Source organism: Streptomyces sp. CA-179760 (assembly GCF_050937045.1).
GTDB lineage: Bacteria > Actinomycetota > Actinomycetes > Streptomycetales > Streptomycetaceae > Streptomyces.
The window spans coordinates 439504-453572 of record NZ_JBNJLZ010000001.1; the positions used below are offsets into that span (position 1 = coordinate 439504).

Below are 14069 nucleotides of genomic sequence, written 5' to 3' on the forward strand. Positions count from 1 at the left end.
GAGCCTCAGTGACCGGCCGAAGCTGATCGCGCCGCTCCGCTCTCACACTGTCGGGAAACCCGGCCCGACGAGATCCGACCACAGAGGTACGCCCAAGTAAGCTTGTAGACGGACGAGTTGGGGGACACCGGAGGTCTAGCGTCGGCTGTATGACCACCGGACGTCGCAGAGCCATTGCAGCCAGTCTGCTCACCCTCGCCCTTTCCGCCCCGCTCCTTGACACCGCACCCCCCGCCATTGCCCAGGGCGCGCAGAATCCCTCCCGGGTTCCGTACACCAGCGGGCCGGCGTTGCCACTTCCCGCCGGCCCGTACACGGTGGGACGCCGCGCCCTGCACTTGGTCGACAGGCACCGCACTGACCCGTGGGTGCCAAGGGCGGGCAACCGGGAGCTGATGGTGTCGGTGTCCTACCCAGCACGTGGCACGAGCGGTTCACCAGCGGCATACATGACCGATGACGAGGCCCAGCTCCTGCTGGAGGCCAGAGGTCTCGGCGGCGTGGTGCCTGCCGCAACGATCGCAGGGGCGCGTACGCCCGCCCGGGAAGGTGTTCTCCCGGCGCCGGGGCGCTTCCCCTTGGTGCTGCTTGTTCCGGGATTCTCGATGCCGCGCACCACACTCACGTCACTCGCCGAGGATCTCGCCAGTCGCGGCTACGTCGTTGCCTCCGTGGACCACGCATACGAATCCGTTGGTACGGCCTTTCCCGGGGGCCGGATACTGACCTGTGCGGCCTGCGCGCAGGTCCACACGCGTGAGGAGAAGGCAGCCGCGGCGCACGGCCGGGCCAAGGACATGTCCTTCGTGATCGACGAGCTGACGAAGGGCCGAAAGGTCGGGGCGCTGTCCCGCGCGATCGATGCGAGCCGGATCGGGATCGCGGGACATTCGATCGGGGGCGCGGCCGCCGCGGCAACCATGGCCACCGACCGTCGCGTGCGTGCCGGAGTCGACCTGGACGGCGACTTCTTCCTGCACCCTGCCGCCACAGGGCTCGGCCGACGCCCGTTCATGATGCTCGGTGCCGAGTCCACGCACAGCCCCGGCAGCGAGAAAACCGACTGGCCTGAGGCATGGCCGCACCTGAGCGGCTGGAAACGCTGGCTGACAGTGACCGGCGCCGAGCATTTCTCCTTCACGGACCTGCCCTACCTTGCCGGCCAGTTGGGCCTGTCGGATCCCACCGCGCCGCTCACCGGGGAACGAGGCTGGCACCTAACCCGCGACTACGTGACAGCCTTCTTCGACCTTCACCTGCGGGACATACCGCAGCCGATCCTCACCGGTCCGACTGCCGCTCACCCCGAGGTCGCATTCCAGCCGTGAGGCGACAGGGCACCATTCGACTACCCGCGAGTCCGCTACCGTCCACCGCCGAAGGCCCGACGTATGGCCCCGGCCTTGGTCTCAGGCGGATGGGCCTGCGGGGCCTCCTTCGCATGAACGAGTCGGGCGACCGTGACACGGAAGTGTTCCGAGCGGGTGTACCAGCCAGCTCGTCTCGGAGACCGCGAAAACGGTCCGGCCGCACTCCTCCGACCTGGAGCTGAGTAGGCCGGTCCAAGATCGTGCGGAGTCGGAGGTCGTGCCCCGGCGTCAGCCCAGCCGCAGCAGGCTCAAATCCCGGCACAGCGGGCCGGTGCAGCACCCGAGAAGAAGGCCCGCACATCCGAACTCGTGGCTTGGTAGACGCTTGTGGCGACCTCAGCCGGGACTCAACACGATGACTTCCAGCTGCGCCCCGCGCCGTGGATTCAGTCCGCGACCATCGACCCGTCGTCGTACCTGCCCGTAGTGGACAACGTCTCCTTCGAGTGCCGCCAGGCAGCTGGCGGGGCATTGTGACCTGCACCAAAGCCCCAACCGCTGGGTCATTGCCGTTACTACGAGTTTGCGGGGCTCTGGGTTTGCTGGGGCAGCAGGCCGTCTCGTGGAGAAGGTCAAAGGCTGGCTCTGACGGGCTGCTCGGTTTGTTCCTGTGGGTTCACCACCACCCCCTCGATCCCAGATAGTCATCGTCCGGGCAGGCAACCATCTGCGCCGTCAAGTCCCGCTCGCTCTCAATCGCTCGCATTGCAGTCGCAGCATGAACCGAGCCGACACCTCCAGAGCAAGATCCGGACCGTGTCCGGACCAGCTCCCGACCGAAGGCTGCGCCACCTACCGTTTCGCCTGGTCAATGTGGACGCAGCTGCTGTACCACCAGCAGACGAAGAATCTGCCGGGACGCCGCCCTCCCGTCTCGCCGGATTCCGCCACCCAAGAACTGCGGCAGACGCCTGCAGAACTCTCATCGGCGGTCTGCTCCAGGGCTTGCGCTCCGGGTTCGGCCGCACAAGGCAGTTGTGAACTGAGCCTCCCTTATACGGCGCACTACCTGCAACGAGCAGAGCATCCAAGCGCTTTCCTGGACCGTCAGCCTCCGGCCCTTTGATCCGGCAGGTGACCTGGATACTGGACATTGAGGCAACGCCTCGCCCGTTCCCCTTCCACCCGAGCCCCAGCAGCGTGACCTTCGCTTCCGCAAGGTCGATACTGCCGACTGGAGGATCACCGGCCCGCTCGCACACGACGACCACCCACAACTGACGATCCGTCACCAAAGTCGGCATTGGGTCAGCATCAGTACCGCCACAACGCGCTACGGAGGGCTACCGACCGCCAAGATCGAAAACTAGTCAAACCCAAGCTGACCTGCGAAGATGAAGGTCAGAGGCCCAGATGTTAGTCTCATCAGGAGGTTCCAGTGAAGATGCTGATCAACGTCCCGGAGACCGTGGTCGCGGACGCGCTGCGCGGTCTGGCGGCTGCCCACCCGGAGCTGACCGTGGACGTGGCGAACCGGGTGATCGTGCGGCGGGACGCTCCCGTGGCCGGAAAAGTGGGGCTGGTCTCGGGCGGAGGCTCGGGGCACGAGCCGTTGCACGGGGGTTTCGTGGGTCCCGGCATGCTGTCGGCGGCCTGTCCGGGCGAGGTGTTCACCTCGCCGGTGCCCGACCAGATGCTGCGCGCGGCCGCCGCCGTGGACAGCGGGGCCGGGGTGCTGTTCATCGTGAAGAACTACACCGGCGACGTGCTCAACTTCGACATGGCCGCCGAGCTGGCCGAGGACGAGGGCATCCAGGTCGCGAAAGTGCTGGTCAACGATGACGTGGCAGTGACCGACAGTCTCTACACGGCCGGAAGGCGTGGCACCGGCGCGACCCTGTTCGTGGAGAAGATCGCCGGTGCCGCCGCCGACGAGGGCATGCCGCTGGAGCGGGTGGAGGCCATCGCCCGGCAGGTCAACGAGAACTCCCGCAGTTTCGGTATCGCGCTGAGCGCCTGCAGCACGCCGGCCAAGGGCAGCCCCACCTTCGACCTGCCGACCGGTGAGCTGGAGTTGGGCATCGGCATCCACGGCGAGCCCGGCCGGGAGCGGCGGGCGATGATGACCTCCGGCGAGATCGCCGAGGTCGCCGTCGAGGCCGTGGTGGAGGACCTCCAGCCGCGCAATCCCGTGCTGGTCCTCGTCAACGGCATGGGTGCGACGCCCCTGCTCGAGCTGTACGGCTTCAACGCCGAGGTGCACCGGGTGCTCGCCCAGCGCGGCGTACCCGTCGCCCGGGTCCTCGTGGGCAACTACGTCACCTCCCTCGACATGGCGGGCGCCTCCCTCACCCTGTGCCAGGTCGACGAGGAGTTGCTGCGGCTGTGGGACGCGCCGGTGAAGACGGCGGGTCTGCGCTGGGGCATGTGACGCGCGGGGTAAAGGATCACCCCGTATCTACCAGGCAAGGAGATCCAGTGCTCGACGCCGATTTCTTCCGCCGTTGGATGACGGCTACCGCCGCGTCCGTCGACCGTGAGGCGGAACGGCTCACCGCCCTCGACTCCCCCATCGGGGACGCCGACCACGGCAGCAACCTCCAGCGCGGGTTCACGGCCGTGGCGGCCGCGCTGGAGGAGGAGGCCCCCGGCACGCCCGGCGGGGTGCTGACGCTGGCCGGGCGCCGGCTCATCTCGACGGTGGGTGGTGCCTCGGGGCCGCTGTACGGCACGCTGCTGCGCCGTACCGGCAAGGCGCTCGGGGATGCCGCCGAGGTCAGCGCGGAGCAGCTGGCCGAGGCGCTGCGGACCGGGGTGGACGCGGTCATGACGCTCGGCGGTGCCGCCCCGGGCGACAAGACCATGATCGACGCGCTGGTGCCCGCGGTGGACGCGCTCGGTGACTCGTTCGCGGCGGCGCGGGCCGCGGCTGAGGAGGGCGCCGTGGCGACGACGCCCCTACAGGCGCGCAAGGGCCGGGCGAGCTATCTGGGTGAGCGCAGCATCGGGCACCAGGACCCGGGCGCCACGTCGGCGGCGCTCCTCGTCGCCGCGCTCGTGGAGGCCGCCGATGAGTGACGAGCGGCTTGTGGGAATCGTGCTGGTGTCGCACAGCGCGGAGGTGGCCGCGTCGGTCGCCGCGCTGGCGAAGGGGCTCGCGGGCGGCGGCCCGGCGGTGCCCGTCGCTCCGGCGGGTGGCACCGAGGGCGGCGGGCTCGGCACCAGCGCCGAACTGATCGCCGCGGCGGCCGCGTCCGTCGATCGCGGTGCGGGCGTCGCCATCCTCACCGACCTGGGCAGCGCGGTGCTCACCGTGAAGGCGCTGCTCGCGGAGGGCGACGAACTCCCGGAGCGGACACGGCTGGTGGACGCCCCGTTCGTGGAGGGTGCCGTGGCCGCTGTCGTCACGGCGGGCACCGGTGCGGATCTGGCGGCGGTGGAGTCGGCCGCCGCGGAGGCGTACACGTACCGGAAGGTGTGAGACCGGGCCGGGCACGCCGGACGGCGGCGTGCCCGGTTACGGCGAGCCATGGTCGATGCCCCGTCATCACTCGGCCCGTCATCACTCGGCCCCGTCAATCACTCGGCCCCGTCGACGAACCGCCTCGCCGCCCGCTCCCCCGTCGTCACGGCCACCGCGTGGTCCTCGATGGGTGACACCCGGGTGTTCTTGAAGACGATGTAGGTGACGCCCGAGGCGGTGCCGCCCCGGAGCGGGTGGGGGCGGATGCCGAGGGCCTCGGCGGTCGCGTAGGACGCCTCCCCGATGACGCCCCGCGGGCCCGTGTCGCCGACGACGGCGTACTGCACCTGGTCGCGGTACACGACGGCCACGACCGAACCGCCGCCCACGCCGTGGTCCCGGTAGTCCCAGATGCGGCTCGGGGCGGGCACGACGATGAAGGGGAGACGTTCGGCGCTCAAGGGACGGCCGTCGGACTGCGAGTAGGCCGTGCCGGCGGCGAAATAGGGGTCGGTGCGGCGGTTGCAGCGGGGGCCGGGGCGGCCGTCGCAGTCGATGTCCATGTCCGCCTTCCAGAAGACGGCGTCGCGGGTACCGCAGACGGGGATCTTCGCGGGGGAGCCGATGTCCTTGCGGTACCGGCCGCGGGACACCGGAGCGCAGTCCCGTGCCCTGGCCAGCAGGTCGGCGGCGCTGACGGGGTCCCCGCGCCCCACCACCGGGCGCCACACCACCGGCTGGGTGCGCGGCTGGGCCGGCGTGGCGACCGGTGCCGTCGGGACGAGCAGGGCGGCACTGGCCGCGGCCAGTGTGAGCGACTGGACACGCACGATGAGTGAGCCTCTCCTGAGGGGACCTGACGGACCATCAGCCGCATCTGTTCCCCCGGGCTGTTCATCCGGTCACCCTCAAGGGGCCGGACGGCGCACTCCTCCAACCACCGACAGGGGCCGGGGGCCTGAGTCCGTGTGAGACCCGGGCGCCCCGGCCACCCGCGCCGGCACGGGATCTGCGACGACAGCGGTCCGCGCGACAGGTCCGAACTCCCCGGTGTCCGCCAGGAGTTCGACCGTGAGGAACATCAGCATACGTAACCCTCCCGAGTGGTCACGAACCGCGGGGGTGACGCGCGATCGTCTCGGCACACCCATGTCACCCTCCCCCACCCTCTTGATGCGACCGCGTCAGCCACGCCATATTGGTCCGGACCATTCCCGAGTGCCGTCCCGGGAGGCAGTGCCGTGCCACGCGTTCTCGCCCCGTTTCCGGCTCCCGCCCTTCGCCTCCGGCGCGTCGCGCTCTGCGCGGCCCTCGCACTGGCCGCCGCTTGCGGCTGGAGCGGAGCGGAGGAAGAGGACGTCGGTGGGGCGCCCGGGGCACCGACGGGCCTCACCGCGGAGGCGGGCAGCGCGACGAGCGTGCACGTCATGTGGAACGTGACCGCGCGGGCCCACGCCTACGAGGTGTATCGGGGCATCACGAAGGTCGGGGAAGTAACGGGTCCGAGGCACATGGTGGATGTCACCAGGCTCCGGCCGTCCACGCTGTACGTCTTCACCGTACGGGCGCGGGACGCCGACGGGCGGCTCGGGCCGCCCAGCCGTCAGGTCCGGGCGCGGACACCCGCTGACGTGGCGGACGACCACTCGGCGCCGACCCGCCCCTCGACGCCCGCAGGACGGACGGCCGGAAGCCGGGCGCTCCAGCTGTCCTGGTCCGCCTCGAGGGACGACCGGGACGTGGTGTCGTACGACATCCACCAGGGAGCCGCGAGGATCCACAGCGTGAGCGGGGATCAGACGGCCGCTGTGGTCACGGGGCTGCGGCCCGGCACGTCCTACGCGTTCACCGTCCGGGCCAGGGACGCGGCCGGCAACGTCTCCCCGGCCAGTACCACCGTCCGTCTCACCACCCCGGGCACGGACGACGGCCGCGCCACGGCCCCCACCGGCTTCCGGGCGACGAGCCACCGCGAGGACGGGGCGTACCACGTCGACCTGAGCTGGGTGCCGCCCCGTGTGGACGGCGAGATCACCGAGTACCAGATCCAGCTGGACGGCCGCGCGGTCACGTCCCTCCTGTACGGCGGGAACGCCCCGCGCGACCGGGCGGCGCACAGTTTCTACGTGGGTCAGGTCGCCGGTGCCACACACCGCGTCCGCGTCCGGGCGATGCTGCCGGACGGCATCTGGGGCGGCTTCTCGGCGGAGCGGACGGTGACGACGGGCGCGCGGCGGTGACGCGGAGACCACGGCGGCGACGCGCCCCTCGGCGGCGACGCCGGGCCGACGGCGATGTCGTACCCGGCGACGCCCGGCCGACGGTCGGCGTCACCTGCACGGCGGAACCCGGCGTGCGGCCCGGGCCCGGGGAGCTTTGGCTGACCCCTGAGGCAGCACGGGCGTTTCCCGACCCTCGGCGGCGCTAGGGATGTACCGCCAACCGTGCCGCCGGAGGGCAGTCCACATGCGCAACTCATCGCCAGTTCTCCGCTCCGGCCTGACCGTGGCAGCCGCCGCTCTGTCCCTCGCCCTGGCCGCGGTGCCCGCAGCAGCGGGCCCGGGCATCTCCGTGAGCACCACGGGTAACACGGTGTCGGTCACGACCAGCGCGTGCACCCAGATCAACGGCAGCTGGGGCACCGCCTCGCTGCTCACCAGCAGTCAGGGCAGCTTCGCCCAGGGGCGCCAGGTGACCCTGTCGGGGACGTCCACCAGCCAGTCCGCCGCCTGGTCGAGCGTCAGCGCGGGGACGTACACCGTCATCGTGATCTGCTCGGACGGCACGACCGCGGGCACCCAGTCCGTCGTCGTGTCCCCGGCCCCTCCCCCACGGCCACGAGGTCCCCGTCCCCGTCGGCGTCGCCGTCCCGCGGCGTCATGGGCGGTTCCGGCGGAAGCGCCACGGACTACGGGACCGTCACACTGGTGGCGGGCGGCACGCTGGTCGGGGCCGGCCTCTTCGGGACGGCCTGGTACCTGCGCCGTCGCAACAAGCCGTACCGGTTCTGACCGGTACGGACGGCGGCCCGCCCTCCCGAAGCGCTCCGGTCGGGCGGGCCGCCGTCACACCCCCATCAGGCCGGGCGGGTCGGCTCGCCGTCCGGGAGTTCGGCGAATTCCGTCAGGGCGCGGCTGAGCCACTGGGTCCAGAAGGTCTCCAGGTCGATACCGGCCCGCAGCACCAGATGCCGCAGCCGGTCCTCGGCGCCGCCCCGGCCGGGCGGGAAGTCGCGCTCTTCGATCTCCCGGTACTCCGCCAGCTGCCGCTCGTGCAGCTGCAGATGGCGTCGCAGATCGGCCTCCAGTCCCGCCGTGCCGACCACGGCGGCAGCCCTCAGCCGCAGCAGCAGCGTGTCGCGGTGCGGCTTGGGGTCCTGGGAGGCGGCGGTCCAGCGGGCCAGTTCGGCGCGGCCCGCGGGCAGGACCCCGTAGCTCTTCTTCTGCCCGCGCGCCGGCTGCTCGGACGGCAGGGCCCGGATCAGGCCGTCGGCCTCCAGTTTTCCCAGCTCGCGATAGATCTGCTGGTGCGTCGCCGACCAGAAGTAGCCGATGGACCGGTCGAACCGGCGGGTCAGCTCCAGGCCCGAAGACGGCTTCTCGAGCAGGGCGGTGAGGATCGCGTGCGGGAGTGACATACCCGTCATCCTAGGGACGGGCGGCAGGCCCCCTACAGCGCCGCCGCCAGCTCGGTGCCCTGCTTGATGGCGCGCTTGGCGTCCAGTTCCGCGGCCACGTCGGCCCCGCCGATGAGGTGCGTGCTGCGCCCTGCGGCGACCAGTTCCTCGTACAGAGCACGGCGCGGCTCCTGGCCCGTGCACAGCACGATCGTGTCGACCTCCAGCACCGTGCTCGCCCCGTCGACCGTGACGTGCAGTCCGGCGTCGTCGATCCGGTCGTACTGGACGCCCGGGACCATGGTGACGCCGCGGTGCTTGAGTTCGGCGCGGTGGATCCAGCCGGTGGTCTTGCCGAGTCCGGCGCCGACCTTGGAGGTCTTGCGCTGAAGCAGGTGGACGGTGCGCGGCGGGGCCGGCCGCTCGGGTGCGACGAGGCCGCCGGGAGCGCGGTAGTCGAGGTCGACGCCCCACTGACGGAAGTACGTCGCCGGGTTCTCGTGGGCCTTGTCGCCACCGTCCGTGAGGTACTCGGCGACGTCGAAGCCGATGCCGCCCGCGCCGAGGATCGCGACCCGGTCACCGACGGGGGCGCCGTCGCGCAGGACGTCGAGGTAGCCGAGGACGCTCGGGTGGTCGACGCCGGGGATGTCGGGGGTGCGCGGGCTGACGCCCGTGGCGACGACGACCTCGTCGTAGCCGTCGAGGTCCGCGACCGTGACGGGTGTGTTCAGCCGTACGTCGACGCCGTGCCAGTCGAGCTGGGTGCGGAAGTAGCGGAGCGTCTCGTCGAACTCCTGCTTGCCGGGCACCTTGCGGGCGACGTTGAGCTGCCCGCCGATCTCGCCCGCGGCGTCGAAGAGGGTGACGTCGTGGCCGCGTTCGGCCGCGGAGACGGCGCAGGCGAGGCCGGCCGGTCCGGCGCCGACGACCGCGACGCGTTTGCGCAGCCGGGTCGGGGAGAGCACGAGTTCGGTCTCGTGGCAGGCGCGCGGGTTGACCAGGCAGGAGGTGATCAGGCCGCTGAAGGTGTGGTCGAGACAGGCCTGGTTGCAGCCGATGCAGGTGTTGATCGCCTCGGGCCGGCCGGCCTCCGCCTTGATGACGAAGTCCGGGTCGGCGAGCATCGGGCGGGCCATCGACACCATGTCGGCCGCGCCCTCGGCGAGCAGTTCCTCGGCGAGTTCGGGGGTGTTGATGCGGTTGGTGGTGACGAGCGGGACGGACACCTCGCCCATGAGCCGCTTGGTCACCCAGGTGTACGCGCCGCGCGGCACGGAGGTGGCGATGGTGGGGATACGCGCCTCGTGCCAGCCGATGCCGGTGTTGATGATCGTCGCCCCGGCGGCCTCGACGGCCTTGGCGAGAGTGATCACCTCGTCGAGCGTCGAGCCGCCCGGGACGAGATCGAGCATCGACAGCCGGTACACGACGATGAAGTCCTCGCCGACCGCCTCGCGCACCCGCCGCACGATCTCCAGCGGGAACCTCGTGCGGTTCTCGTACGAGCCGCCCCAGCGGTCGGTGCGCTGGTTGGTGTGCCGGGCGATGAACTCGTTGATGAGGTAGCCCTCGGAGCCCATGATCTCCACGCCGTCGTAGCCGGCGTGCCGGGCCAGGCGGGCGGCGCGGACGTAGTCGTCGATGGTCCGCTCGACATCGGCGTCGCTCAGCTCGCGGGGCGGGAAGGGGCTGATCGGCGCCTGGAGCGGGCTGGGCGCGACCAGGTCCTGGTGGTAGGCGTACCGGCCGAAGTGCAGGATCTGCATCGCGATCCGTCCGCCCGCGTGGTGCACGGCGTCGGTGATGACCCGGTGCTGCTCGGCCTCCGCCTCGGTGGTGAGCTTCGCTCCGCCCTCGTACGGACGTCCCTCGTCGTTGGGTGCGATGCCGCCGGTGACGGTCAGGCCCACTCCCCCGCGGGCGCGGGCGGCGTAGAAGGCGGCCATGCGCTCGAAACCGCCTTCGGCCTCCTCCAGGCCGACGTGCATGGAGCCCATGAGGACCCGGTTGGGCAGGGTCGTGAAGCCCAGGTCGAGGGGGGTCAGCAGGTGTGGGTAGCGGCTCATGGGGCCCTCCGTGCGCGGTGTCGTCCCCGTAGTTCTAGAGGACCACCGACAGTTTATGCAACTAGTTGCATAAGGTGATGGAGGGCACAGTGGCTACGACCAGGGGATCACCGGCTCTCGAGGCGCACGTGCAGTTCCTTCTCCTGGTCGCCGGGGACCGTGGTCAGGTCCTGCACGGCGAACAGGGAGTCCAGCCTCATGCGGAACTGTTCGATCGCCCAGTACCCGCCGTGCAGGTCGGCGTCGACGGAGGACGACAGCCGGGCCGGCCGCGCGCCCTCGTGCGTGTCGGCGACGTCGAAGGTGCCGAGCCACACGGTCGGACGGGTCTCGTGCAGTTCCTCGGGCACGTCGTCGGCGCACCGGTCCGACTCGAAGCAGGCGCACAGCGTGTCGAACACGATCCGGGCGTCGTGCTTGCTGCATCCGCTGATCTCCACCGAGACGGAGTGGGGGTGCGGTCGCTCAAGGTCCATCGTGACGCTCCTCTTCTGGTCACGCTGCCGTATCCGCCCCTACCCCAGCAAAGCACCACCTTCCGACGAGCACTACCGGCAGCGCCCCGGCAACCGTGACCGGTTTGCGGGGCGGTACGCGCCGTGTTGGGAGATGGTGGAAGGTGACGGAAGGGGCCTCGAGAAAGCGGCTCCGCGCGGTAGAACATGGGGTGTCGGCACCATGACGGCGTGCCGCGAGGATCGGCGAAGGCGGGGCGTGGGATGAGTGCAGCCGGGTCTCCCGTGGCCGAGGGCGATGAGCCCCTGCGCGGGTCCGCGCGACCGAGCGGACTGCTCGACGTCCTGCGCGTGGCCTCGGTCGTCCTCGACTCCGAAGGCCGCATCGTGCTGTGGAGCCCTCAGGCCGAGGAGCTGTTCGGGTACGAGGCGCGGGAGGCGCTCGGAGAGTACGCCGCCCGCATCATGGTCCACGAGCAGCACGTCGACCTCGTGGTCAAGCTGTTCGCGGACGTCATGGGCACCGGGCAGAGCTGGGCGGGCGCCTTCCCCATCCGTCGCAAGGACGGCAGCACACGGCTCGTGGAGTTCCGCAACATGCGGCTGCTGGACGACGAGGGCGACGTGTACGCGCTCGGTCTGTGCGCCGACCAGTCGACCGTGCACCGGCTGGAGCGGGAGGTTGCGCTGTCGACGCGGATGATCGCGCAGTCCCCGATCGGGCTGGCCGTGCTGGACACCGAGCTGCGGTACGTCTCGGTCAACGCGGCTCTGGAGGAGCTCAACGGCGTGCCGGCCGAGGGGCACCTGGGCCGCACGGTGCACGAGGTGGTGCCGCAGATGGACGTCGAGGCCCTGGAGGCCGCGGCGCGCCGGGTCCTGGACACCGGCACGCCGGTCGTCGACCAGTCCACGATCGGCCGCACACCGGCCGACCCGGACCAGGACCACGCCTGGTCGATCTCGCTGTACCGGCTGGAGAACGCCTTCGGGACCGTGCTGGGCGTGGCCGTCTCGATCGTCGACGTCACCGAGCAGTACCGGGCGGGCATCGAGGCCGAGGCCGCGCGGCGGCGGCTGGCCCTGATCGCGGACGCCTCCGGCCGGATCGGCACCTCGCTCGACCTGGACCGCACGGCCCGCGAGCTCGCCGACGTGGCCGTGCCGGAACTCGCCGATATCGCGGCCGTCGATCTGCTGGACGCGGTGGTGCAGGGCCGGCGCACCAGCCTCGGGCCCGCCGAGTCGGCCGTGATCCGCGCGCTGGCGGTCCAGGGGTACGACTCGGTCGAGGCCCTGGAGGCGGCCGACCCTCCGGGGCAGGTGGCCCGTTACGCGCCCGACCGCCTCGTCACCGAGTGCGTGCGCACGGCCCGTCCCGTGATGCTGCCGCAGGTCACGGACGAGGATCTGCCGCGTATCGCCCGTTCCCCGGAGGCGGCCAAGCTGCTCGGCCGGGCCGGGGTGCACTCCTATCTGGCGGTTCCGCTGATCGCGCGCGGTGAGGTGCTGGGTGCGCTGGACCTCAAGCGCACCCGCAATCCGCTGCCGTTCGCCGAGGACGACCTGCTGCTGGCGCGCGAGCTGGCCGCCCGGGCGGCCGTGCAGATCGACAACGCCCGCTGGTACCAGAGCGCCCGGGACACCGCACTCACCCTCCAGCGCAGTCTGCTGCCCAGTCATCCCCCCGTGACGGGCGGTCTCGAGGTCGCCTCCCGTTACCAGCCGGCCGGCGCCACCAGCGAGGTCGGCGGCGACTGGTTCGACGTCATTCCCTTGGACGGCGGCACGACCGCGCTTGTCGTGGGCGATGTGATGGGCAGCGGCATCCCCGCGGCGGCGACCATGGGCCGGCTGCGTACGGCGACCAACACGCTGGCCTCCCTCGACCTCGACCCGGCCCGGCTCCTGGAGCACCTCGACAAGATCACCGAGGGACTGGAGCAGGCCATCGCCACCTGTGTCTACGCCGTCCACGACCCGCATCTGCGACAGTGCCGGATCGCCAATGCCGGGCATCTGCCCCCGGTACGCGTCCGGGCCGGCCGCCCTCCTGAACTGCTCGACCTGCCGACCGGGGTGCCGCTCGGCGTGGGCGGCGTCCCCTTCTCCACGACCACGGTCGACCTCGAGCCGGGCGACTGCCTGGTCTTCTACACCGACGGCCTCGTCGAGACCCGCCGCGACCCGCTCGACGAACGCCTGGACACCCTCCTGTCCCTGCTCGAGGGCCCCGACCGCCCCCTGGAGGAGGTCTGCGACCTGCTCCTGCGCACACTCCACGAGCCGGACAACTTCGACGACGTGGCCCTGCTCATCGCACGGGCGACGGCCCCGGACCGATCGGCACCTACTGCCTGACCCCGATCACCACATGCGCGTACAGCTCCTCCGAGACGGCCAGGCGGGTCGTCAGGCCGTTGCGTTCGAAGGCGGCGACCGCGTTCGGTGCCTGGTGCCGGCCGGTCTCCACCAGGACACAGCCGCCGGGGGCGAGCCAGCGGGGGGCCTCGGCCGCGACCCGGCGCAGGGCGTCGAGGCCGTCCGTACCGCCGTCGAGGGCGACCAGCGGCTCGTGGTCACGGGCCTCCAGGGGCAGCAGGCCTATCTCGTCGCTGGGCACGTACGGCACGTTGGCCGCGAGGATGCCGACGCGGCCGAGCAGCTCACCGGGCAGCGCCTCGAACAGGTCGCCCTGGTGGACGTGACCACCGGCGGCGGCGACGTTGCCGCGGGCGCAGTCCACGGCGACGGAATCGATGTCTGCGGCGTGCAGTTCGACGCGGCCCAGCCCGGCGGCCAGCGCCGCGCCGACGGCGCCCGAGCCGCAGCACAGATCCACGACGACGGTGGCGCCGGGCGCCTGGGCGAGGGCCTGTTCCACCAGGAACTCGGTGCGGCGGCGTGGCACGAAGACACCGGGGGCGACCGTGACGCGCAGGCCCCGGAACCCGGCCCAGCCGACGACGAGTTCGAGGGGCAGCCCCTCGACGCGGCGCTCGACCATCGCGGCCGCTTCGGCCGGGGTGCGCGCGGTGGAGAGGATCAAGTCGGCCTCGTCCTCGGCGAAGACGCACCCGGCGGTGCGCAGGACGTCGGCCACGGAGGCACGGGACAACGGCGTGGAGGACGGGACAGAAGACACGGACGGCATGG

11 protein-coding genes and 1 pseudogene are annotated in these 14069 nt (G+C 71.3%); 7 read left to right on the forward strand and 5 right to left on the reverse strand.

The genetic code is table 11. From position 1 onward, the window contains the following. Nucleotides 1-149 precede the first annotated feature (149 nt). The 4 genes from ACQEV8_RS02100 (at nt 150) to ACQEV8_RS02115 (ending at nt 4791) form a co-directional block, all read left to right on the forward strand. Nucleotides 150-1328, forward strand: coding sequence for an alpha/beta hydrolase family protein (locus ACQEV8_RS02100; RefSeq protein ID WP_432956826.1), 1179 nt, complete (start codon nt 150-152; stop codon nt 1326-1328). 1420 nt (nt 1329-2748) lie between these two features. Next, nucleotides 2749-3741: a dihydroxyacetone kinase subunit DhaK gene (gene dhaK / locus ACQEV8_RS02105; RefSeq protein WP_432956829.1), complete on the forward strand. Its 993-nt coding sequence runs from the start codon at nt 2749-2751 to the stop codon at nt 3739-3741. A gap of 47 nt (nt 3742-3788) precedes the next feature. Then, entirely contained in the window at nt 3789-4388 is a 600-nt protein-coding gene (gene dhaL / locus ACQEV8_RS02110; RefSeq protein WP_432956831.1) for a dihydroxyacetone kinase subunit DhaL, read from the forward strand. Beyond that, the gene (locus ACQEV8_RS02115; protein ID WP_432956833.1) at nt 4381-4791 is read left to right on the forward strand and encodes a PTS-dependent dihydroxyacetone kinase phosphotransferase subunit DhaM; all 411 of its coding nucleotides are present in this window, start codon (nt 4381-4383) and stop codon (nt 4789-4791) included. Before dhaL ends, ACQEV8_RS02115 begins: the two co-directional genes overlap by 8 nt. A 98-nt stretch (nt 4792-4889) precedes the next feature. Here the strand turns inward: ACQEV8_RS02115 and ACQEV8_RS02120 are convergent, their stop codons facing one another. Then, nucleotides 4890-5603: a glycoside hydrolase family 75 protein gene (locus ACQEV8_RS02120; RefSeq protein ID WP_432956835.1), complete on the reverse strand. Its 714-nt coding sequence runs from the start codon at nt 5601-5603 to the stop codon at nt 4890-4892. A 411-nt stretch (nt 5604-6014) separates the two neighbouring features. Between ACQEV8_RS02120 and ACQEV8_RS02125 the strand changes: the two genes are divergently transcribed. After that, the gene (locus ACQEV8_RS02125) at nt 6015-7013 is read left to right on the forward strand and encodes a fibronectin type III domain-containing protein (protein WP_432956838.1); all 999 of its coding nucleotides are present in this window, start codon (nt 6015-6017) and stop codon (nt 7011-7013) included. 226 nt (nt 7014-7239) lie between these two features. After that, a pseudogene (locus ACQEV8_RS02130) lies at nt 7240-7784 on the forward strand (hypothetical protein). A gap of 65 nt (nt 7785-7849) precedes the next feature. Here the strand turns inward: ACQEV8_RS02130 and ACQEV8_RS02135 are convergent. From ACQEV8_RS02135 to ACQEV8_RS02145, 3 genes are all read right to left on the reverse strand, one after another. After that, nucleotides 7850-8410: a PadR family transcriptional regulator gene (locus ACQEV8_RS02135; RefSeq protein ID WP_432956840.1), complete on the reverse strand. Its 561-nt coding sequence runs from the start codon at nt 8408-8410 to the stop codon at nt 7850-7852. 32 nt (nt 8411-8442) lie between these two features. Beyond that, the gene (locus ACQEV8_RS02140) at nt 8443-10458 is read right to left on the reverse strand and encodes an FAD-dependent oxidoreductase (RefSeq protein ID WP_432956842.1); all 2016 of its coding nucleotides are present in this window, start codon (nt 10456-10458) and stop codon (nt 8443-8445) included. A gap of 107 nt (nt 10459-10565) precedes the next feature. Then, a complete protein-coding gene (locus tag ACQEV8_RS02145; RefSeq protein ID WP_215123612.1) occupies nt 10566-10934 on the reverse strand; it encodes a hypothetical protein in 369 nt (122 codons plus the stop codon). A 243-nt stretch (nt 10935-11177) separates the two neighbouring features. Here ACQEV8_RS02145 and ACQEV8_RS02150 point away from each other — a divergent pair, with 243 nt between their 5' ends. Then, entirely contained in the window at nt 11178-13274 is a 2097-nt protein-coding gene (locus ACQEV8_RS02150; RefSeq protein ID WP_432956844.1) for a SpoIIE family protein phosphatase, read from the forward strand. Here ACQEV8_RS02150 and ACQEV8_RS02155 read toward each other — a convergent pair. Further along, on the reverse strand, nt 13264-14067 hold the full coding sequence (locus ACQEV8_RS02155) for a putative protein N(5)-glutamine methyltransferase (RefSeq protein ID WP_432956846.1): 804 nt from the start codon (nt 14065-14067) through the stop codon (nt 13264-13266). The genes ACQEV8_RS02150 and ACQEV8_RS02155 overlap by 11 nt on opposite strands. Nucleotides 14068-14069 lie beyond the last annotated feature (2 nt).

Excerpts from the sequence above, each read along its gene's own strand:
- ACQEV8_RS02100 (WP_432956826.1), top strand. The coding sequence starts at position 150 with ATGACCACCGGACGTCGCAGAGCCATTGCAGCCAGTCTGCTCACCCTC.
- ACQEV8_RS02115 (WP_432956833.1), top strand. The coding sequence starts at position 4,381 with ATGAGTGACGAGCGGCTTGTGGGAATCGTGCTGGTGTCGCACAGCGCG.
- ACQEV8_RS02135 (WP_432956840.1), bottom strand. The coding sequence starts at position 8,410 with ATGTCACTCCCGCACGCGATCCTCACCGCCCTGCTCGAGAAGCCGTCT.
- ACQEV8_RS02140 (WP_432956842.1), bottom strand. The coding sequence starts at position 10,458 with ATGAGCCGCTACCCACACCTGCTGACCCCCCTCGACCTGGGCTTCACG.
- ACQEV8_RS02145 (WP_215123612.1), bottom strand. The coding sequence starts at position 10,934 with ATGGACCTTGAGCGACCGCACCCCCACTCCGTCTCGGTGGAGATCAGC.
- ACQEV8_RS02150 (WP_432956844.1), top strand. The coding sequence starts at position 11,178 with ATGAGTGCAGCCGGGTCTCCCGTGGCCGAGGGCGATGAGCCCCTGCGC.
- ACQEV8_RS02155 (WP_432956846.1), bottom strand. The coding sequence starts at position 14,067 with ATGCCGTCCGTGTCTTCTGTCCCGTCCTCCACGCCGTTGTCCCGTGCC.